Below are 19,968 nucleotides of genomic sequence, written 5' to 3'. Positions count from 1 at the left end.
GACAGGTTTTCGTTTTCTCATAGTGTTTGTCGAGCCCTTCAAAGCTATATGAAGAGAGTGGCAGAATCAAGGTAAACGTCACGCCAGGGAGGCGTCTTGAAAAGGTCTCAAAAGAGGCGCTGGCAGAGCCGGAAAAATTCTGGGCAGAGCAGGCCAGAAACTTGGTGTGGTTCAAAGAATGGGATCGGGTGCTTGACTGGAAGCCGCCGTTTGCCCGATGGTTTGTCGGAGGCCAGCTCAACGCGTCTGTCAACTGCCTTGACAGGCACGTCAAGACAGATACAAAGAACAAAACTGCAATAATATGGGAGGGTGAAAGCGGGGAGACAAGGACCCTTTCCTATTTCCAGCTTTACCGGCAGGTGAACAAGTTTGCCAATGTCCTCAAGAGCCTGGGCGTCGGCAAGGGCGACAGGGTGACGATATACATGCCGATGGTGCCAGAGCTGCCCATTGCGATGCTTGCGTGCGCAAGGATAGGCGCGATCCACTCTGTTGTATTTTCTGGCTTTTCTTCGCAGGCGCTGGTAGACAGGGCAAACGACGCACAGTCCAAGATAATCATCACCGCTGACGGCGGTGTAAGGAAGGGTAGGCTGATCGAGCTGAAAAAAGTGGTAGACGAGTCGCTGCCCTCGATCCAGTCGATCGATCATGTCATTGTGCTAAAGCGCGCCGGCAACGAGGTCGGGATGGGGCCGAGGGATCTGTGGTGGCACGATCTGATGGAAGGCGCCAAGACCTACTGCCCACCAGAGCCGGTCGAAAGCACCCACCCGCTCTACATCTTGTATACGTCCGGCACGACAGGCAAGCCCAAAGGTGTAATGCATGGAACCGGCGGCTACCTTACGCACCTGTACGCTACTGCAAAGTGGGTATTTGACTTTAACAAGCAGGATATCTTTTTCTGCACTGCTGACATTGGCTGGGTTACAGGCCACAGCTACATCGTCTACGCGCCGCTGATGCATGGCGCGACAGAGATAATGTATGAAGGCGCTCCCGACCACCCAAGGCCAGACCGGTACTGGGCCATCGTGGAAAAGCACGGGGCAACCATCCTGTACATGACGCCGACTGCGCTCCGCATGTACATGAAGTACGGCGACGTAGTCCCAAACTCGTTTGACCTCTCTTCGCTCAGGCTGCTTGGCACCGTGGGCGAGCCCATCAACCCGGAGGTCTGGATGTGGTATTTCAAGACGATAGGAAAAGAGATCTGCCCCATAGTCGACACCTGGTGGCAGACAGAGACCGGCGGTATAATGCTCAGCATGTGCACAGGCATTGAGACGATCCCAATGAAGCCCGGCTCGGCGACCTTCCCTGTGCCCGGGGTCGACGCGGCAGTAGTCGACGAAAACGGCAAGCCTGTCCCGCCGGGGACAAAAGGCTACATCGTGGTGCGCAGGCCGTGGCCGGGGATGCTGCTGACGCTCTGGGGTGACGACGAAAAATACAAGCAGGTATACTGGAGCAAGTTCGCCGGCATGTACTACCCAGGTGACTATGCGATGATCGATCAGGATGGCTACCTCTGGCTGCTGGGCAGGGCAGATGACGTGCTCAAGGTAGCCGGCCACAGGCTAGGTACGATGGAGCTTGAAAGCGCGTTTGTCTCTCACAAGGCCATAGCCGAAGCGGCCGTGACCAGCAAGCCCAATAACACCAAGGGCGAATCGATAATCGCGTTCTTGGTGCCAAAAGAAGGCTTTACGCATTCTGACGACATGCGCACAGAGATCGTAGCACACATCAGGAATACCGTTGGGCCTATCGCCACGCCGGACGAAGTATATTTCGTGAACAAGCTCCCCAAGACCCGCAGCGGCAAGATAATGCGCCGGCTCCTAAAATCGATTGCATGTGGCGACAAGATAGGCGACATCACCACGCTTGAAGACGGGGCTGCTATCGATGAAGTAAAGCAAGCCTACGAAGACTTGAAAAAAGTGGTGCGCTCCTAGAACTTCCAAGTGGCCATATAGCGCGGTGTTATTTCAACGACGCTAGAGTCCTTGCTCATCTCGATGAGCTTTTGCGCCACCTTGCCTTCAAGCGACCCTAGGTACCTGAGCACATTGTGGGCGGTAACCTTTGTTGCATAATCAGGATCGTCGATAACCTGCGCAACGCCTTTGCCGCGAACCCCGCGCGGCGGGCTGTCGTCAGGATCAATATCGACAAGGAAATACACGTTTGGGTTCTTGCGGAGCGACCGCGCCTTCGCCCCGTCCCTGTCAACGGCTGCAAAGAATTTCCAGTCTTTATAGTAGTACCACACTGGATGTACAAGCGGCATGCCGTCACGCGCATCGATCATTGCAAGCCGGAGGATGTTAGGCTTGTTTAGCAAATCTGACAGCTCGCCTTCGTCAAGCGGCTTGGCGGCCCTGTCTGCAAGCGTGAACCTCAACAACATAACACTGGGCGGTAGCCATTAATTAAGCAAGCTAGGCAGAAATGATTGTCATTTTGGAGCCTATGTCGATGTTGTGCTCGTCTACAAAGCCCGAAGTGGCGGCCATCACGTAAAGCGCCCTCTTTGTGGTCTTGTATGTGCAGCTGACGGTTTCAACGACGTTGGTGCACGGTGGCACGTCCTTTTTCAAGTACACAGCGTTGCCATTTTCGTCAAACCAGATAAGGTCAAGGTTGTACTCGATATTGAGCATCCACACTTCGTAAAGGTCTGGCTTGTCGTGCTTGATCAGCATCGCGGTGTCAAGCGGCAGCCTGTCCTGCCTGAATGTCATCCACCTCTGCTGTTCAGCAGCGGTCTCTGCTATCTCTACAGTTATGACGTTGTCGTCGATCCTCACAGTGCCTTTTGGAAAGGCAGTATCCCTGTCCCTGATCTCGGGCGGGACAAACGCTATGCCGAGTGCGCCCACTGCAACAGCGGCGATTATGACCGGTATCAGCACCGTCGACTTGCGCGCCATTGTGCAGCATACATACACGCGTCCTAAAAATAATTTGAACCTTGTGCTTTTTAGTAAAAAAAGGTGGAGGGGGTGGGATTTGAACCCACGAACCCCTAAGGGACGGGATCACTCATCTCGCTGTTCTGAATGTGGCGAGAAGAAATGTGCTGTGCCGTGCGCATTCATTGATCTTGAGTCCTGCGCGTTTGACCAGGCTTCGCTACCCCTCCGGCCCACCGGTCATGTCCGTGGAACCTTATTTCATAGTTGCGGCAGCCTGTGGCTTTAAAGGTTAAATTTTGCTTTGTCTGTATACAATGGTGCTAGCACATATATGCCCAAGCCAGAAACCGTGTCAAGGCTGTGCATCAAATGCCATTCAAAGACGGTGCACGAAGTCCGTGAAAAGACGGTGGCTGGCACAAAGCTGGTCTGCACCGACTGCGGGTACTCGCTAGTAGTGACTACTATGTGACCGGCGTGTGCCATTATTCTTCAATAATGTTTGTATTAATTTCAGTCTTGCCTTTGCTGTCATTATGATGATCTACTTTGACCTGCGCCATTTCAAGCGTAAACTGCTCTAGAAGCGACACTGCCCTAAAATCTGTATTGAGCCTGTACATGTTTGTCTTGCCGATCTTGCGGCTGTTGTAGATGAGCTGATATTTCTCCAACATAGGAAGCTCTCTAAAAATCGTCCTGAACGAAAGGCCTGTCTTTTTGGCAATCTCTGCTGGAGAATAATCGAATTCTTTGTGATCCAGGAAAAAGTCCAGTATCTGGGCAACTGCTCTTGATGATATAGTTCTAGCCAACGTTCCCAGATCAGTAGTAGTGGTAGAAGACCTGTCTTCCAACACGGTTAGATAGACATTAAGTATTATTTGTCTGTTTCTATTGACATTAAATAGATGAAGTACTGAAATAAACGTCGATAAATACTACTAACTAATATCCTAGGTTATGAACCAGTACGAGCTTGCAATCCTGCGTATCCTCCTGAAATCTACTGTTCCACTCAGCAAGTCAAAGATCGTGGAGGGTTCCCCTGACGATTCTTCCGATTTTGCATTATCCGCCATTTCAGACTTGAAACGAGCAAACTTCATAGTTGCTACCAATGAAGGTTTTAGCAATGAGATGCTGGAATTGGCAAAAGATAGGAAGAGGGACGTCATTATGTTTCTCAACCCCTCGCAGAACGATCTTCCCGCCGACAGATCGGAGAGCAAGGGCAAAAGAATGATGTGGATAACCGCAACGCTGATGATTATGGGAGCATTTGCTTCTGTGTACATGGCATATGCAGCGGGAGTAAACGATCGCGTAGCGTCCAGTCAGCTACAACCAGCATCATATCGAGATGTAAAATTTGGTGTGGTGCGGTGGTTACCTGAAGGATATGCAGCCGACATTGCAGAAAGACCAACAGCAACATTGCATCTAAAGCCTCTCAACGAATACTCTGCGAAAATAGAAGCCTTGCCAAAAGACATTTCTGTGAAATATTATCTTGCACCCGAGTTTACAGAAGGTACTCCAGCAGCCCAACCGAAAACGCCGACATGAACACATTCACATTCTCGATTCATGAATGACAAAAATTTCCTGATATAGAGACAAAAATAACACGGTATAAATACAATTGGGCCATATACCACGCCGACAAAAGATATGTCGGACACAAGACTCAAACCGATACATGTCATAGCTATGCTGGCCGCTGTTGCTGTGGCAGTGACTGCAGGCGAGTTATTGTACAAAGCAGAAGCGCAAGAACAACAAGATAACGACAATGACAGCAGCGAAACCGCTACCAAAAATGTAACTTGGTCAGTAATGGCACGTCCTGCTATGGATGTAATGCTTTCACTTCTGGATATTGATGGTTCGGTGAATATTACAGAACAAGTTGCAAACCAGATCCTGTCCAGCGCACAAGTGTCATTCACATAAGCTGCCACAATAGCTGCAGATTCAGTCAATGGCGGAGGACGAGTCCTGAACGGAAACCTAGGAGTCATTAGCGGCTTTTTGGTGTACAGCTTTACCGTCGTCAACAACGACAACAGAATCTATTAGGTAATAGTTGACGCAGGAAACGGTGAAATGCTACATACATCACAGCCAATGAACTCAACGCTGGAGGCTGTTGTAGGTTCGATCATATGAGGCCCAATAGGTCTTCGTCACCCATTTGGTTTCGCACAGCCCGGAATTGCTACTACTGCCTACAAAATAATTGAAGCAGAGAAAAACCAAGCTCCTGCACTCTTCACCACCCTACAATCTTTTTTCTTTTTGCCAAATCCTAACCTTTATTATTAGATGCACCTCTAGCAAAAAACATGAAGATAAGCGAGCTTAAGGCTGGAATGCGCAACGTAAGTGTTGTAGCCAAGGTAGAGAGCGTGGGCGAGCCCCGCACAGTCAACCTGAAGGCAGGAGGCACCAACACGGTAGCCGATGCGATAATCTCCGACGAATCTGGAAAGATCAAGCTTTCGCTGTGGGGCGACGACATCAACAAGATACAGGCAGGCGACAGGATCTCTATAGAGAACGGCTACATCAACACTTTCAAGGGCGAAAACAGTCTCAGCGTCGGCAAGTTCGGCAAGATGACAAAGCTCTAGCCTAGCTGATGTAGCCAGTATCCCGCGGCTTTTGCGGCGGCTGCTGGCCTTCAAGCGACTTGCCGCCACCTCCTCTGCTGGCAAGCATCTGTTGCTCTATTGTGTGGATCAGCATTTCAGTGTCTTTTGCGCGTTTTTCCAAATTCGTCATGTCTACCTTGATGTCAATTATCCCAAGCAGGGTCTCAAGCACGGCTTTTGACGCCTTGGCATCAACCACGTAGCCTGATGTTTCGCCAAGCAGGCATATTCCCTTCATATCGCGCAGCTTTGCAATGCCGATTATGAGCCCGTTCATGCCAGTTATGCTCCCACTATCCATCGTTGAAATGTTGTGCGCTACGAACTCTTTGACAGTTTCCAGATCGGTAGCGGTGCCAAAGACTTTGGGCTTGTCGACAAAAACGCCGGTGATATAAGCGGCAAGTGTAAACACCTGCTGTGTGCCAAACTGCGCCGCTATTCCCAACACCTCTTCTGCCAGCGCGTATTCCGAGTCGGGGTTTGACGGCTGCGAGTCGCCTGTCAGCAACAGCAAGTCGGTTCCTCCTTGACCTTCTTCTCCCTGCCACCAGAAAATGCTGTTCTTCATCAGGTCGGCCGTGCCGTCGGTCCTGATCATGATCTGCGGTGGAAACGAGCTAGAGTAGATATCGACAAGGTGCTTTGCAGGCAGCTCTTGTATCAAATGGTCGACTGCCAGCTTGCCAACGTAGCCGCTGCCCGGAAAGCCGCACACAAGGTGGGGCGACCTGAGCTTGGGCCGGTCTGGAGAAGAATACACAAACTTGATCTCTCGAACGGACACAGAGCTTGAGAGCTCACTGATGCGCTTTAAAGCTTTTCCACGGCCACGGCACGATTGGGAAGGCACACGCGTTTACATTTTTGCTACTCATAATTGTCCAATTTAGGCGAATATTCTTATATTTGACATTAATTAAACAAAATTCAGCTGACCCGAAATATCTCACCATGAGAGAATTAATAAGAAAGAGATGGAAAACTCGAAGCCACCTTTGCTAGAACAGAACAGCAGCGGCACTGACCGGCTCGGGAAGAACAAGATTGCTGTTCTGGCGCTATGGTTCGGGGTTTTGATCGGCGTCCGGTTCCTGCTGGGCTTTGTGCTGCAGCACACGTGGATCGGGACACTGGGCGCGGTGGCCATCACCTTTGCGATATTTTACCTGACGCTCCGGTACACACAGCTGCAGAAATATCGCCAGCTGATAAACTCATCGCTCAACTACTGGTACCGGAAAAAGTTCTTTTACATCAGCGGCATGGCCAGCCTTGTCATCCTTGGTGGCATACTCGGCTTTATTGAATACGGATATGCGAACTATGCCGACAGGCTGATAGCCGTGGACTTTAACCAGCAAGAGATCGAGGAATCCTTTGGAGTGCTGACTGCAAGCGAGCAAATGCAAGCAAAACTGATTGAAAACTTACAAAAATATTCGCCGATAGAGATAATCGCGATAACGCTAGCAAGCGCGGACAAGAGCCTTGATGGCTATTATTCTCTGGTGGTCAGCTACATGTTTGCAGAGGACATTGAAATCATGATCTTTATGATGTTGTTCCGCACAAGAAGGGAGATATTTACTGCCAAGGCGCCGGCCACTACCTAGTCAAACCAAGCAACATCATGAAAAGCGACCTCATCTTCTCCTTACAAAAGTTCCTTCGCAATTTCATTTAAATCAATGTGGCGACCGATTACTACATGCAATGAAAGTAGAGCTTGAAATGGAGATCGAAGAGGACGGGACTGTTGTCCTGCAAAAGTTGTCCGAGCTGGCAAACAGAGCGAAGGAGCTGGGTTTTACCATTACAGAGGCCGAGATAGAAGGCGACGATGAAGAAGAGAATGAGGAGGAAGAAGGGCAGTCTAGCTGATGTTAAAAGCCTCGGGCGGGATTCGGACCCGCGACCTCTACCTTACCAAGGTAACGCTCTACCAGGCTGAGCTACCGAGGCGTTGCCTTTAATGCAGTTGGAAAACCCTATAATAATTATTGGAATGTCGGCAGCTTGTATAAAAGAACTATAACTGCTGCTTTCTGGACTGGAAACACGTGCATGTTTGAAATTGCACCATTTTTTCAATGGAAGCACATTTCGTAAATTGTAGCATTTTTTGTGCGTAAAATGCTACATGCTACTGCATTTTTCCATATGCTCCACTGGAAACGCGCACACGCAGATATACACGCGCCCAGATCAAGATTTAATTACGCATGCACGCTAACGCAACTTGGCAGGGCGGGGGTTGTAGAGCCTGGCCAAATAGGCTAAACAAAATTGGAGACGCGGGACTTAAGATCTCATAGGAATGGGTTATCCCGTCCCTTAGGGGTTCGTGGGTTCAAATCCCACCCCCCGCACCTTTTTGCTATAGTAACAACAATCGCGCTTTTTTCTCAAAAAAGAGGGAGGAAAGGGTAGGTTAGTTAATTACTCTACCTTTACCACTCCCCCCATGTTGGGGTGCAACTCGCAAAAGTATTCGAACTCGCCTTTCTGTTTAAACGTGTGCGAAAAGGTGGTTTGCGGGCCCATGTAGCCAGAGTCGAACTCGTCACCTGCGTCTTTCTCGCCAAAGCTGCCAGATGTCACGGTGTGCTGGTCAAAGTCCTTGTTGACCCATGTCACCGTGTCGCCTCTTTTGATCTCGATCGGGTTTGGCGAATACGCGGTATCGTTCAGGAACGCCGCTCTGGACACAATGATGGCTTCAATGCCTTTCACTTGCGTTTGGTTCGTTATCGCGCTGTCGACGTTGTCTACTGTCTCCGCGAGGTGTACTGTAGCATACAGCGTATATGATACCAAGAACTGCTTTCCATCGAGCCTGCCGACTGAAAGCCCGCTGGCGGTAAACGGCACGGTTGCAGAGTAGGTCTTTGGCATCGGTATGTCTGAATTGATCTCATTCTGCGTCGCATAATCTGGCATGGTTATTGCAGGGGCTATCATGGTACCATTTGGTATCCCGGGGAACACGAACAGCTCTCCAAAGCGGGGGTCGAGCGTTTCGTTTGCCACATTATAGGTGTGCAGTGGCGCAACAAGTATAGGCTTTGTCGCCGTGAAAGAGACCCAGCCTGTGTATATGTTGCCATCCAGAGTTGGCGGCAGCAGATCTATGATCTGAAATGGACCTGCTTCTTCGCCGGGCGAGGACACTGTTCCTTGCAGGACTATTGTCTTATTATCGCCAGTTGCAGCAGCTGCGCTTGTTTCCTGGTCCATGTTGGTGGTTTCATTGCTTATCGAAGTCTCATTGCTTGCTGTCGCATTAGCTGAAGTCGTTGCAGTAGTATTATTATCTTCAAACTCTTCTCCAGCTTTGATCGCCTCTTCTTCAAACGTGGTCAGCTCGCTGTCGTCGCTGGTAGTGGTGGAGGTAGAGTTATTGTCGTTGTTGGCGGCGGTGGTTGCATTGTAGCTTCCTGACGCGGGTGCGTAGATGGACGGTTGGACAAGAACCGTTCCCGCTATTATAGCTGCAGAGAGGCCGGCCAGCAACACTATTTTCCGGTTGTTCATGGAACAAGCATCCATTTAGCTTATTTATGAAATGCAGAACAACTGTCAGCAAAGTTTTACGACACTTTTGGCCGGCTAGGCGCTTCATGTTAGCCGGTCTTACAGAGGTTCTTTTGCTTGTGGTCGTGAAAGTGCATCTGGCAAAAGTCGTTGTTACAGTCATAGCAGTGCCAGCCTGACAGCGTATAGCAGACGACACATTTGCCTATCGGCTTGTTATAGTCGTAGTCTTTTCTTGGTTTTACAGAAGATTGTTTTTGTTGCCTTGGCTGTGCCTTCATATATTGTGCCTCAGGTAGGTAGTGCAGAATTTGTTGTATGGCAATACATCAACTAGGGTACCTCAAAAACAGATGATGTTGAAGCGGTAACGTCCAACACTCTCGATTAACAACTCTATTATTTAAGCATTGACGTTCTATCGGCTTTGTGTAAAAAGTAATAACTAATAAAAACAAAGTCATGCAATCAAACAACAGCTATCCAAGCATGGATTGTTGACTTTTTAAACAAAGCCCCTCGGTAATAATAACAGAGGAGAACAAAGGCGATGTGAGCCTATTTGGTCCATTGGTAGAAGATACTGCCAAGAGGTTTACAATCCAAGATATTGGCAGACAAGGCTTATTCAAGCAGAAGGTGCTACGAGCTTGCAACGGAATTGCAGGCAATTGCCTTCATCCTGTTCAAAAAGAACGCTACCGGCAAGTCATTTGGCTCTAGCACGTGGAGTAAGATGTACAGCTATTTCATGCTTCATAGGGAAGAGTTCATGAAGCATTATCACCAGCGCAGCAATATAGAAAGCACTTTTTCTATGATCAAAAAGAAATTTGGTCCCTACGTTAGAAGCAGGGACATTACAGCACAAAAGAATGAAGTACTTCTAAAGATACTCTGCCACAATATTTGTGTGGTAAATCAGGAAATGCACGAGCTGGGAATACAGGCTGATTTTAAAACGCATGAATGAGGGTCTGCTCGGTTACCTAATTGTAGTGAAATAACTAGTTTGCAGCACATCGTACAATCAATGATTAAACGGCAAAACTAGAGTGCCCACTTTGTGAGTACCTTATGTAGAAAGTATGCGAACGAAATCCTTGAATCGCCTATTCGAAGACATTTTTATGACCATTTTCGCAGACCCATTCACCTGTCCATCCGCCTCTCCAAGCCATCCAGTCAATCTTCAGCTTGCTTCTATCCTTTACTACTTTGCTTCCACAAACCACACAGGGAGGCAGTTCCCGCATGTGATCAACAAAGCTTACCATGGTCAAAGAAAGATACGCGAATTCTGTATATCAAGTTAGTGAAGAAAAAATAAAGAGGGAGTTTACGGCTACTTAACGTTCACTAAAGATTTTTCCAACGTCCTGTCCTTCGTTATCAGAGGTTGCTTTGCGGGCTTCGAGAGCATAGTCATAGCTACCCTGAGCTGCGTCAGCCGGGATAGATATAACTAGGAAGGCTCCTGCCGCTCTCTGGATGTGGTTCTCTCCAATGTCCTGAACTGGCGAGTCCAGCGAAGACAGTGCAACCATTGCCCTGTCCAATCCAATGCTGGCCTGCTCTGGCAGCCTCTCAGAGATTGGAAGAACATGCATCTCTAGAGCACAGACTGCGCCTCTTGGGGCTTCAACCATCACCGGTATTCTTGCTGTTTGCCCCACTGTGACTTCAATTACATCCTGCGCTGGAAATACGGCAAAGTCTATTCTGACCTCGTTCTGCTGCACTGGAGTGGTTGCCAACGTGTTCTGATACACGCTAAAACCTAGCAGAGCCACTGCAATGCCGCCGAAGATGGCCACGAACATTGTGTTTCTTTTCTTTTCATTTCTCTCCTATTTTCAACAGGTTCCGCTATCACACCACTGGATGGATAGTTGATCAGATGTGAATCCATAGCCTAGGGAGGTCATATATGCATCAACAATGCCTTCAGTGCCGAATGCGAAATCACCCATGCGTATGCATCGAAGAGCGATCCTATGCTGTAACTGCCAGCATTGTAGCCCTTGACGACTATGCTGTAACTGCCAGCATTGTAGCCCTTGACGAAGATGACGTTTGTGCTAGGGATAGTGTATACAGTTGAGCCGCACGATGAACCACAGTCCTTAGATTTGTATGTGTAGAAGCAGTAATCCTTAACCCATACTCCATCTGCAGGTCTCTTCAAGGCAGTCCATCCGCCATATCGCATTTCTCCTCCTTCATCTGCCTCATCAGCAATTATTTTGAATTTGCCGTGTAGGAGGCTGTAAAAGTAGAGGTTCTTGTATAGGGTTGTTGTCATTAGTGGGTTTGCCACTGGTGGGTCTACGTTGTGTCTTGCTCCAACTATAGTACAATATTGGCAGGCATTATCCATGTTATATACTCTGGCTACTCCATTGGTGCTGTTTGCGAATGCACAATGCGTCACGCTCGGTCCATATTCACACTTCTGCCAAGGAAAAGACCACGCGTTTGCATATGGTGGCACTCTATACACGAAGCTCGCGGCGTACGCGCTTTGTAGCCCTGCTGAAATCGTAACTAGGACTAGGACAAGAATTGCGGCTAAAAACTACCACTGCCCCAAGTATGGCCTTTGAAGCACTGAATGTTCTTATATAATAATGTTCAATCCCCATATCAAGATATTTTCTACTGTAATTATTAAAAATAGTAACATTAAGCTTCAGATATCTATTCTAGAGAAATCTACCAGGAAATATCCAGTTACGAAACCGATGGAGACGTGAATATGGAGGTTGCAAAGGTAAGATCTGTATGCTCACGTACCTAGAAACTTTGCGATCAGACAACAATTTGTATAATGTTTTCTGCGCGCCTAACACCTATAGAGAGCGATAGTTCTGGTGGGAATCCGACTGATTTCGGGTGCTGGTGGAAATCGACTGATGGTTGTTATAATTGAAAAAATAACAACAAAGTTACGCGTCAATGAATATTCTGTAATAGATTTACAAATTTTTGCTACACTCGCTATAAGTTCATATTCGATGCAATTACATCGAAAGTCCCAATGCGACCTAGGTATGGTACTGAGTTTTGGGTGTATAACATGACCCATCCTAGTGAAGACTCACTCGCAGGACTTCTTGAAGAAATGCTTATGAGAAATCACGATGAACAAATAACAATTCTCTTTCTCGTATGCAAAAATAGTATTAAGCAGGTAATTGAGTCTAATTCGTCAGGATTCTCAAATGAAATATGGAGATCAAATGATAGTGGAACTATTTTCTCAATGAAAATAGGTAGAAAGCCCAGACGCAATAGCCCTGCCTCCGCTCTCGGCAATGTCTTAATCGTACAGAGTTCACATGAACAAATCTATTATGCTATTACAAACGAATCTCGCAAGTTCGTTGAATCTATTCTCAGGCCATTCTTCAAGGGATATTATCCAAGTATCTCTGGCGCATTCTTGAGTTCTGATGAGTTAGAAGATATTCTTGAACAGCTCGAGACAGTTACAGAATCAGAAGTTCTTCTTGATAGAATGACTGCCTATAGGCGGATTTCCTACCAACGCCTGTTCTTAGACAAGGCTAGCAACAAAAAGAAAGCCCGAAAAGTTGAGAGAAAGGAATCGGCTGTCTTCTATGCTGAAAGACCATACAAGGAAGCATTTGCAGATGCCATTGCAAATGATAGGTGGGTCGATAAGATCCAATTCCATCTTATAAGCAAAGGCGAGCTTGCTTTGGAGGGATATATCTCAAGAAAGGGTCTCCTTAAAGCACGTCGAGGGTTTTTGCCTTTCTATACAGTGATCTTTCCTTATATTGTAGAAATAATTCAAAAGAAGTTCAATCTATATTCTAACAGGGCAAGAGTTCCTAGCAAACCAAAACCTTCTCCCTTAGTAGTAGAATTCGACTACGATATTTTCAAGGAAGTCATTCAAAATCATCGTTTTATCGAATTGATGAAACAGATGAAATTTTCGTCGATCAGTGTCTACCATTCAAATCCATACGTTCACCTTTCGCTAGTAGATTACTTGGATGGATCTTCTTTCGACCTCTGGGTTCTATCTCCTAACAGACTGACAGTAGTTCCACAGCTCAGAGCAAGCGAAGCTTCTATTGCTAGATTAATGAATCATATTTTTGAAAGGTTCCGCGAAGGTCAAATCAAAGACTATTCAGAGATGCAGTATGCCAGACAATGAAGCGGCAGTTCGAAAGCTGCATGAAAAGATCGATGATTATAGATTGACGGTTGGGGCGATAACCGCATTTGGTCATGTGATCATACGTTATTATTCTGGCACATTTCGAATGGGAAAGAAATTACAGCCAAGTCCAGCGAATAGAGTGCAAGCAAAGAAACCTGTTACGCCAGATGTTCTTGCACAGGGTTCGGATGTGAAAATTATAGGGGAAGTCAAGAAGGGATTTCCAAAGGATCGTAATCGTTGGTTGCAAGACCTAAAACAAGTTGAAAAATACGACGATGAATTGAAAGGTTGGCCTGATGGCGACATAAAGGATCATGACTTGATACTTTTTGTTCATTATCCACGTGCTCAGGCACTAGTTGACTATACCCAAGAGCAAATTCAGAAGGGCACTGTTACTTTCAATCGTAAACTTGCGATAGTAGAATACAATCGAGATTCTGAAAGCAGTACTTTCTGGACATTGAAAAGGATTTGGGGAGATATTACGAATTCGATATTAAGTGAAAGACTGCGTCAAGTCATAACGATTAATGCAGACGAGATAGTTGAAGAACTCAGTTCGTTGTGGTTCTATGACTCTGAACCTGAACTTCCTTATACCATGAGCGTCATTTGGGACAAGGTTTTCTCAGAAAAAGCCACTTTAGAAGCATATAGGAAAGCCAGAGGACGTAAGACTCTCGAGCTCAGCTTTACAGTGGATGAGATCCTTGAAAAACTACGGTTGTACTTTTCATACAAAGATTCATCTTTTCCATCGCGGGATTGGGTAGAGCATGCTATGGACGCTTTTGTCAAATTTGGAAGGGCAGATAAGACAGCCGTAGGGTATACAGTTTATTATCATAGAGTTGAAATAGACTTGCTGGATTATTTTATTCGTGAATGGATAGAGCGATCTGTTGATGTTAGAGAGCTAATCGACAAAATGGCGAAACAAACAGATGAATCTAGTTCTTAGCTGCGATTTCTTTTCGGATTGTAAGGGAATTGTCATCTAAGCCTATCCTGAGAAAGTCGCCCTCTTTCCATCCTAAATCTTGAATCATCTCACTAGGTATCGTGACTTTGAAGCTATTTCCGACCTTGCCTAGCTTCACTTTAGGCTCAAATGGCATATCGCTGTATATACAACGTATATATTTAAATATTGGCTTATTGTATGTATATACGACGTATAAACGTGATAATCCAACCAAACGACCAATTTCCGAAGGATGGTACTACCAAAGAAATGGCTAGACAGGTACGTGGCCTTGCTATCGTGTCCATTGGCAGCTGCATAAAGAGAATCAATAAATTGCACTACAAGGTAAAGTCGCAATCTTCCGAAGAGACATGGTACGACGTAGTAAGAACGTACGAAACAGGCAGAGGCGATTCGCGTCAAGAAGGTCAATGGACTTGTTCTTGTCCAGACTTTCTCTATCGGAAGATAGTCTGCAAACACGTCTATGCGGTTGGATTCTCGAAAGAGCTGCGCCGCAGAATTGTACAGCAAGATGTTGTACAGTCGCCGCAACTACCAATAGCTTCTCAATCTGTTGAATGTCCAAAGTGCAAGCTATCAGACAACATTGTAAAGGACGGTAAGCGACTTAATAAAAGCGGCGCAATTCAAAAGTATCTTTGCCGTAGCTGTAACTATCGATTTATCGTCAATATTGGCTTTGAGCACTCTAAGAAGAATCCCAAGATAATTACGGTAGCCATTGACCTTTACTTCAAAGGAGTATCGCTTAGGAAGGTAGCTGACCACATCAAGCAATTCCATAATGTCAAGGTTGATCATACATCGATATTGGATTGGATTCACAGATTTGCTGATGAGGTAGCTCCATTTGTCGATAGCATGACTCCGCCTCATGTAAGTGGGATTTGCCATGTAGATGAAATGATGGTGCATGTCAGAAGAGAAAAGATGGAAAAAGGTCACTATGCGTGGCTATGGAATCTGATGGATGATACAACTCGGTTCTGGATTAGCAGCAAGATTAGTCAACGTAGAGAAGTATCAGATGCTAGAGCAGTGTTTCAAGATGCAAGAATCAAAACAGGCGAACCAAAGGCGATCATCCATGACGGATTACCATCATATGACAAGGCATATCGACAGGAGTACTTTAGAGACAGAAAGCATGTCAAGAACATTCGCTCTATATCAGTACGTAACGAAGGTCTTAACTCCAGAGTTGAAAGACTCAATGGCACAATGAGAGATAGGGAAAAGGTAATGCGCGGTATGCACTCTAAGGAGTCCGCACAAAAAATAATTGAAGCGATGAGGATTCATTACAACTACTGCCGTGAACATTCGACTCTAGGAAAGACACCAGCAGAACGAGCAGGTATAAAACTTAACTTTGAAACGAACAGGATTGAATCTCTCATACGCTATGCTAGCAACAGGGGGCATGAGAGTGCTAATTGATAGATTATCTATCTCACTGCCAAAGCTGATTTTTTCACATGAGTAACCAGCGGAGGCAATGTCTGTAGAATCTACTACATAATCATCCTGATTTGCCAAGCAGTAAGTTCCGATAAACTGTAATGGCATTAACTGGAAGAATGGGTGAAAACACATGTAACGCCATTCTTACAGAACAACTTAACAAGAAAGGTTTACGCGCATCATTTGAAAGACATTTTACAACTTTAGAGGGAATTAAAAAACCTGATATTTTTATTGAAAGCGATGGATATTATTTCATAGAGGGGAAGCAAAGCCCACAGGCTCAACTTATTCACGCAGTCAGCAAAGCCCACATTTACAAAGAGACAATAAAATCTAACATCCGCGCAAAAGGCGTCTTTGCCGTAGTTTATCCCCAAAAATGTGAAGGTCCATGTGAAGCAGCTATTCTATTAGATAGACCACCTTACTATATTGAGTACAGGGCAGAGTCTCTTGAGAATTTGTCAGATTGGATAAAAGCCTTTGTTGAGCGGCCAGAAGCTCCTAGAGAAATTAACACAGCCGATGCGATAAGGCTCTTAAATCAAGCAGTTGATTCGATGGTATACAGTTTTACAAAATTAGAGATTAGCGAGATAAACGACATCTTTGGAGGGAAGACTTTCTTTGAAAGTGTACTTGGTTATGAACAAGAAAAAGATGTTCCAAAACAACATCTGCGCACTGCAGCGGCATACTTGCTTGTCAACCAGATAATGTTCTATCAAGTATTAGCTAGAGAGACTAACGATTATGATGTGCTCGATTCAGAGAAGATAACCAAACCGGCTGAACTGAAAAACACCTACTTTGCCAAAGTTCTTCTAAAAGATTACAAGCCAATTTTTGATTTTGATATTGCCTCGAAACTGAAAGACGAGGAGTCGCTTGAAGCAATAAAGACTACAATTAATGTCGTGAATGCACTATCGCCAGAGAAACACGGTCATGACATACTAGGGAAGATATTCCACAATCTCATACCCCTAGACATTAGAAAAGTAGTAGCAGCTTATTTCACTAAAAGCGAAGCAGGGGATTTGCTCGCAAACCTCTCTATCGATTCTGCGAATTCGACTGTAATCGACCCGGCCTGTGGCAGTGGGACTCTTTTGGTCTCATCGTATCGAAGAAAAAAAGATCTCATACTTGCTGATGGCGAACAATTCACTGCAAAAGTCCATAGGGCCTTTGCAGAGCAGCAAATAACAGGCGTAGACATCATGCCATTTGCCGCGCATTTGGCCGCTGTCCATATCGCGCTCCAATCACCACTATACTATACAGACAATCTGAGGATTGCAATACACGATTCGACTGGATTAACTCCGGGCGAGACAATTGATGCTGCCCAGCAGACCTTAAAGGAATATTTCAAGACAGGAAAGATCACCGACTATATTGGAGAAAACATTGATACTTCAAGCAGAAAAATAGTTAAGGGGGTGGTCAAGATGGCAGAGACCCCAACGAAACCAATGGAGATTGAGAAGGTCGATGTTGTTATAATGAATCCACCTTTCACTAGCCAAACGAGAATACCCTCAGATTACAAGCGGAGTCTTGATAGAAAATTTGTTGATTACCAAAAATATTCTCACGGCCAACTCGGACTGCATGGATACTTCATCTTCCTAGGTGACAAGCTCCTTGACAAGAATGGAAAATTGGCAATGGTCTTGCCAGCAACAATTCTGAGGTTACAATCTACAGAGGGAGTAAGAAAATTACTTTTCAACAATTATCATGTAAGTCATATTATAACAACTATGCAAAAGGCAGCATTTTCAGAGAATGCCTCATTTAGAGAGATATTACTGATAGCAACGAAGGGCAAGCATTTCAAACAAGATGAGAACGTTACACGTTTAAAGAATAAGATATGTGCGGTGGTAAGTCTAAGAGAGATTCCCCGATCATCCGATGACGCGGTAAAGGTTGCCCGCGCTATTAGAGCTAGAACTGCAAAGATGAAGGCTGGCGACCTTGTAACCACCGACCTTTTTACAATCAAAACTATCGACCAAGAAGAATTGCAAGGTTTAACGAAGAACGCTTTTGTCCTTATGGCGTTCTCAGACTGGAAGGTCTCTGACATTTGGCTCCAAATCGTAAAAGTAGGAAAACCGAAAATGGACAATCTTGAGAACTGCCTAGCAAACGTAAAAGGCGGGATCGTCAGGGGTATTGAGATTGAATCAAAGGATGAGGTATCTGTCCTCTCTACATTTATCTCAAGAACGGAGGAAAGAGCTCTCAAGAGTGGTGATGTTTGGGTTCTGAAAAAGGAGAAGCTCAATTCTGTACTAGCAGAGAATAAGGTAACCCATGTCCAAGTCGAAATACCCAAAAAAGTACTAAAGTTTGGAATAAGGAGGTTAACCGGCATTTCTACCATTGATATTACAGACAAATTGGATTTTGTTGTCATTGACAAGTTTGAAGATATTGATAGTTTTTTTGGCCATCAGTTCAAGTCGTTTGCAAAGCTAGACAAATGGAGAAGGTATGTTGAGAGCAGAGTTGCTAATCTCACTGTAAACAGAAGATTTAACATATCTGCACCGGGAACTAACCTCTTGAGCTTCTTCACTTCAGAAGATGCAACACCGGCAAAAATAATGTGGTGTATTCAGAATATTCGCATCAATGATGCGAAAATCCTTTGTCTTTGGTTCAACAGCACAATCAATATCATCCAAGTCCTTGCCCAAAGATCAGAGACAGAAGGAGCGTTTCTGGAATTATCCGAATACATGCTTGCAGAATTTAGCGTATTGGATCCTTCCAAGTTAAGAGAAGCTGAAAGGGAAGAACTGATCAAAGTATTTGATGAAATCAAAAAGTCTGAATTGCCGTCAATTCTTGAACAGTTGAAGAATGAACATCCTGCAAGGCAAAAAATTGATAGAACTATACTGAAGGTTCTAGGATTCAATGGCAGGCAAATAGACGAGATACTTGCATACCTTTATCCTGCATTAACAAAAGAAATTACACGTTTGAAATCTTTGATGGGGGCATAAGTATGAGTTTCGACTTGATATACAAGCACTTTTGAAGTACCCCAATTTATCCATCAGTCGATTTCCACCAGCACCCGAAATCAGTCGGATTCCCACCAGAACTAGAGCGATTTTCTGCTATAATTACTCTCTAGCGATATGCCTGTGCAGAAAGTAGAGGCGCCTGTGCAAAAAGTCAGCCCCAAAAAGTACTATTTGCGCAAAGCCCGTTCTATCTGAAGATTTATTTATCTTCTTGCGGTCCTATCAATCCGCAATGGCTGCCGCCAGAGGCAAGACGATAATCGAGGTCACGGTAGTGGGGCCCGATAGAAAAGGGGTTGTTGCAGATATTACCAACTTTATCTTCAGGAACGGCGGCAACATTGAAAAGATAAACCAGAATGTCGTCCGCGGCCTCTTTGGCATGCAACTTGAAGCGTCATTTGCAGAAATCGATAGGAAGCAGCTGGACGACGGCCTGAAGCAGTTGTCCAAAAAGCTATCGATGGAGATCAAGGTTCACTACCAAGAGCCGGACAGGCTCCAGAATGTCGCAATCTTTGTGAGCAAGGAGCCACACTGCCTTGCGAAATTGCTCGAAGCGAAGAAGAAAGGCGAGATTAAGGCCAACATTCCTGTCGTCATTGGGAGCGACACTACGCTCAAACCAATGGCAGACGAGGTCGGCATACCATTCCACGCCGTTGCCCATATCGACCAAGCAGAAGCAGAGAACAAAATCCTGCAACTGATCGATCAGTATAACATCGACTTGATAGTTCTTGCAAGGTACATGCGCATCCTGACCCCAAACTTTGTCTGGCGCTACCCGAACCGAATAATCAATATCCACCCGTCGCTCTTGCCTGCGTTCCCTGGTGCATACGCCTACGTGCAGGCTTATGAGCGAGGTGCAAAAATAGTGGGCTGCACCGCGCACTTTGTCACAGAGGATCTGGATCAGGGTCCGATCATAAGCCAAGAATCGTTCAAGGTATCAAAGGGCGACACGCTTGATACGATAAAGAAGAAAGGTCAAGAGATGGAGGCCGCGACCCTGCTTGAGGCAGTAAGGCTTTACCTTGAAAACAAGCTCGAAGTGTACTGGGGCAAGGTCTACGTCAAGGACGATGAGAGAACCAAAAAGTAGTTAATGCAGCCAAGCGTG

Annotated in this window: 22 protein-coding genes and 3 tRNA genes; 14 read left to right on the top strand and 11 right to left on the bottom strand. The window is 45.8% G+C overall.

From position 1 onward, the window contains the following. Nucleotides 1-26: 26 nt before the first annotated feature. Nucleotides 27-1,970, top strand: coding sequence for an acetate--CoA ligase (gene acs, locus NGAR_RS10705; protein ID WP_015019752.1), 1,944 nt, complete (start codon nucleotides 27-29; stop codon nucleotides 1,968-1,970). Here the strand turns inward: acs and NGAR_RS10700 are convergent. The 3 genes from NGAR_RS10700 to NGAR_RS10690 form a co-directional block, all read right to left on the bottom strand. Further along, nucleotides 1,967-2,419: a pyridoxamine 5'-phosphate oxidase family protein gene (locus NGAR_RS10700; RefSeq protein ID WP_015019751.1), complete on the bottom strand. Its 453-nt coding sequence runs from the start codon at nucleotides 2,417-2,419 to the stop codon at nucleotides 1,967-1,969. The two genes, acs and NGAR_RS10700, sit on opposite strands and share 4 nt — an antisense overlap. Before the next feature lie 37 nt (nucleotides 2,420-2,456). Next, complete coding sequence (locus tag NGAR_RS10695) at nucleotides 2,457-2,948, bottom strand: DUF192 domain-containing protein (protein WP_015019750.1); 492 nt, start codon at nucleotides 2,946-2,948, stop codon at nucleotides 2,457-2,459. Between the two features lie 64 nt (nucleotides 2,949-3,012). Next, nucleotides 3,013-3,160: transfer RNA gene (locus NGAR_RS10690), tRNA-Leu, on the bottom strand. Between the two features lie 104 nt (nucleotides 3,161-3,264). On the opposite strand from NGAR_RS10690, the gene NGAR_RS17635 reads away from it, so the two are divergent. Then, nucleotides 3,265-3,405, top strand: coding sequence for a hypothetical protein (locus NGAR_RS17635; protein ID WP_187147472.1), 141 nt, complete (start codon nucleotides 3,265-3,267; stop codon nucleotides 3,403-3,405). A 13-nt stretch (nucleotides 3,406-3,418) separates the two neighbouring features. Here NGAR_RS17635 and NGAR_RS10685 read toward each other — a convergent pair whose 3' ends face one another. Next, nucleotides 3,419-3,790, bottom strand: coding sequence for a winged helix-turn-helix domain-containing protein (locus tag NGAR_RS10685; protein ID WP_228369157.1), 372 nt, complete (start codon nucleotides 3,788-3,790; stop codon nucleotides 3,419-3,421). Nucleotides 3,791-3,896: 106 nt separating this feature from the next. On the opposite strand from NGAR_RS10685, the gene NGAR_RS10680 reads away from it, so the two are divergent. The 3 genes from NGAR_RS10680 (at nucleotide 3,897) to NGAR_RS10670 (ending at nucleotide 5,569) form a co-directional block, all read left to right on the top strand. Then, complete coding sequence (locus NGAR_RS10680; protein ID WP_015019747.1) at nucleotides 3,897-4,502, top strand: hypothetical protein; 606 nt, start codon at nucleotides 3,897-3,899, stop codon at nucleotides 4,500-4,502. Between the two features lie 105 nt (nucleotides 4,503-4,607). Further along, nucleotides 4,608-4,889: a hypothetical protein gene (locus NGAR_RS10675; RefSeq protein ID WP_015019746.1), complete on the top strand. Its 282-nt coding sequence runs from the start codon at nucleotides 4,608-4,610 to the stop codon at nucleotides 4,887-4,889. Nucleotides 4,890-5,281: 392 nt separating this feature from the next. Then, nucleotides 5,282-5,569, top strand: coding sequence for a single stranded DNA-binding domain-containing protein (locus NGAR_RS10670; RefSeq protein WP_015019745.1), 288 nt, complete (start codon nucleotides 5,282-5,284; stop codon nucleotides 5,567-5,569). A gap of 1 nt (nucleotide 5,570) precedes the next feature. On the opposite strand, the gene NGAR_RS10665 is transcribed toward NGAR_RS10670, so the two are convergent. Then, a complete protein-coding gene (locus NGAR_RS10665) occupies nucleotides 5,571-6,377 on the bottom strand; it encodes a proteasome assembly chaperone family protein (protein ID WP_015019744.1) in 807 nt (268 codons plus the stop codon). A gap of 190 nt (nucleotides 6,378-6,567) precedes the next feature. Between NGAR_RS10665 and NGAR_RS10660 the strand changes: the two genes are divergently transcribed. Continuing rightward, the gene (locus NGAR_RS10660; protein ID WP_015019743.1) at nucleotides 6,568-7,206 is read left to right on the top strand and encodes a hypothetical protein; all 639 of its coding nucleotides are present in this window, start codon (nucleotides 6,568-6,570) and stop codon (nucleotides 7,204-7,206) included. A gap of 100 nt (nucleotides 7,207-7,306) precedes the next feature. Beyond that, nucleotides 7,307-7,474 (top strand): hypothetical protein, encoded by a 168-nt coding sequence (locus NGAR_RS17630; protein ID WP_187147470.1) that lies wholly within the window; start codon nucleotides 7,307-7,309, stop codon nucleotides 7,472-7,474. Nucleotides 7,475-7,481: 7 nt separating this feature from the next. Here NGAR_RS17630 and NGAR_RS10655 read toward each other — a convergent pair. Then, nucleotides 7,482-7,555, bottom strand: a tRNA-Thr gene (locus tag NGAR_RS10655). A 285-nt stretch (nucleotides 7,556-7,840) separates the two neighbouring features. Here NGAR_RS10655 and NGAR_RS10650 point away from each other — a divergent pair. Further along, nucleotides 7,841-7,962: transfer RNA gene (locus tag NGAR_RS10650), tRNA-Leu, on the top strand. 70 nt (nucleotides 7,963-8,032) lie between these two features. On the opposite strand, the gene NGAR_RS18480 is transcribed toward NGAR_RS10650, so the two are convergent. After that, nucleotides 8,033-9,127: a cupredoxin domain-containing protein gene (locus tag NGAR_RS18480; RefSeq protein ID WP_015019742.1), complete on the bottom strand. Its 1,095-nt coding sequence runs from the start codon at nucleotides 9,125-9,127 to the stop codon at nucleotides 8,033-8,035. 89 nt (nucleotides 9,128-9,216) lie between these two features. Further along, on the bottom strand, nucleotides 9,217-9,408 hold the full coding sequence (locus NGAR_RS10640; protein WP_015019741.1) for a hypothetical protein: 192 nt from the start codon (nucleotides 9,406-9,408) through the stop codon (nucleotides 9,217-9,219). A 329-nt stretch (nucleotides 9,409-9,737) separates the two neighbouring features. Here NGAR_RS10640 and NGAR_RS10635 point away from each other — a divergent pair, with 329 nt between their 5' ends. Beyond that, nucleotides 9,738-10,100 (top strand): transposase, encoded by a 363-nt coding sequence (locus NGAR_RS10635; protein ID WP_015019740.1) that lies wholly within the window; start codon nucleotides 9,738-9,740, stop codon nucleotides 10,098-10,100. A 376-nt stretch (nucleotides 10,101-10,476) separates the two neighbouring features. Here NGAR_RS10635 and NGAR_RS10630 read toward each other — a convergent pair whose 3' ends face one another. Beyond that, on the bottom strand, nucleotides 10,477-10,950 hold the full coding sequence (locus NGAR_RS10630; protein ID WP_015019739.1) for a hypothetical protein: 474 nt from the start codon (nucleotides 10,948-10,950) through the stop codon (nucleotides 10,477-10,479). A gap of 101 nt (nucleotides 10,951-11,051) precedes the next feature. Further along, a complete protein-coding gene (locus NGAR_RS10625) occupies nucleotides 11,052-11,432 on the bottom strand; it encodes a hypothetical protein (protein WP_015019738.1) in 381 nt (126 codons plus the stop codon). Between the two features lie 774 nt (nucleotides 11,433-12,206). Between NGAR_RS10625 and NGAR_RS10620 the strand changes: the two genes are divergently transcribed. Next, nucleotides 12,207-13,322 (top strand): hypothetical protein, encoded by a 1,116-nt coding sequence (locus tag NGAR_RS10620; protein ID WP_148681314.1) that lies wholly within the window; start codon nucleotides 12,207-12,209, stop codon nucleotides 13,320-13,322. Further along, complete coding sequence (locus NGAR_RS10615) at nucleotides 13,309-14,295, top strand: hypothetical protein (protein WP_015019736.1); 987 nt, start codon at nucleotides 13,309-13,311, stop codon at nucleotides 14,293-14,295. The genes NGAR_RS10620 and NGAR_RS10615 overlap by 14 nt, the downstream gene beginning before the upstream one ends. Here the strand turns inward: NGAR_RS10615 and NGAR_RS10610 are convergent. After that, the gene (locus NGAR_RS10610) at nucleotides 14,285-14,452 is read right to left on the bottom strand and encodes an AbrB/MazE/SpoVT family DNA-binding domain-containing protein (RefSeq protein WP_015019735.1); all 168 of its coding nucleotides are present in this window, start codon (nucleotides 14,450-14,452) and stop codon (nucleotides 14,285-14,287) included. The genes NGAR_RS10615 and NGAR_RS10610 overlap by 11 nt on opposite strands. Nucleotides 14,453-14,568: 116 nt before the next feature. Here NGAR_RS10610 and NGAR_RS10605 point away from each other — a divergent pair, with 116 nt between their 5' ends. From NGAR_RS10605 to NGAR_RS10595, 3 genes are all read left to right on the top strand, one after another. Next, nucleotides 14,569-15,765: a DDE-type integrase/transposase/recombinase gene (locus NGAR_RS10605; RefSeq protein WP_015019734.1), complete on the top strand. Its 1,197-nt coding sequence runs from the start codon at nucleotides 14,569-14,571 to the stop codon at nucleotides 15,763-15,765. A 122-nt stretch (nucleotides 15,766-15,887) separates the two neighbouring features. Continuing rightward, entirely contained in the window at nucleotides 15,888-18,818 is a 2,931-nt protein-coding gene (locus tag NGAR_RS10600) for an Eco57I restriction-modification methylase domain-containing protein (protein ID WP_015019733.1), read from the top strand. A gap of 256 nt (nucleotides 18,819-19,074) precedes the next feature. Then, on the top strand, nucleotides 19,075-19,950 hold the full coding sequence (locus NGAR_RS10595) for a formyltetrahydrofolate deformylase (protein ID WP_015019732.1): 876 nt from the start codon (nucleotides 19,075-19,077) through the stop codon (nucleotides 19,948-19,950). The last annotated feature ends 18 nt before the right edge of the window (nucleotides 19,951-19,968 follow it).

This window comes from Candidatus Nitrososphaera gargensis Ga9.2, from assembly GCF_000303155.1.
Taxonomy (GTDB): Archaea; Thermoproteota; Nitrososphaeria; order Nitrososphaerales; family Nitrososphaeraceae; genus Nitrososphaera; species Nitrososphaera gargensis.
The sequence above is the reverse complement of the archived record's forward strand: the minus strand, read 5'-3'. Positions and strand labels throughout refer to the sequence as shown.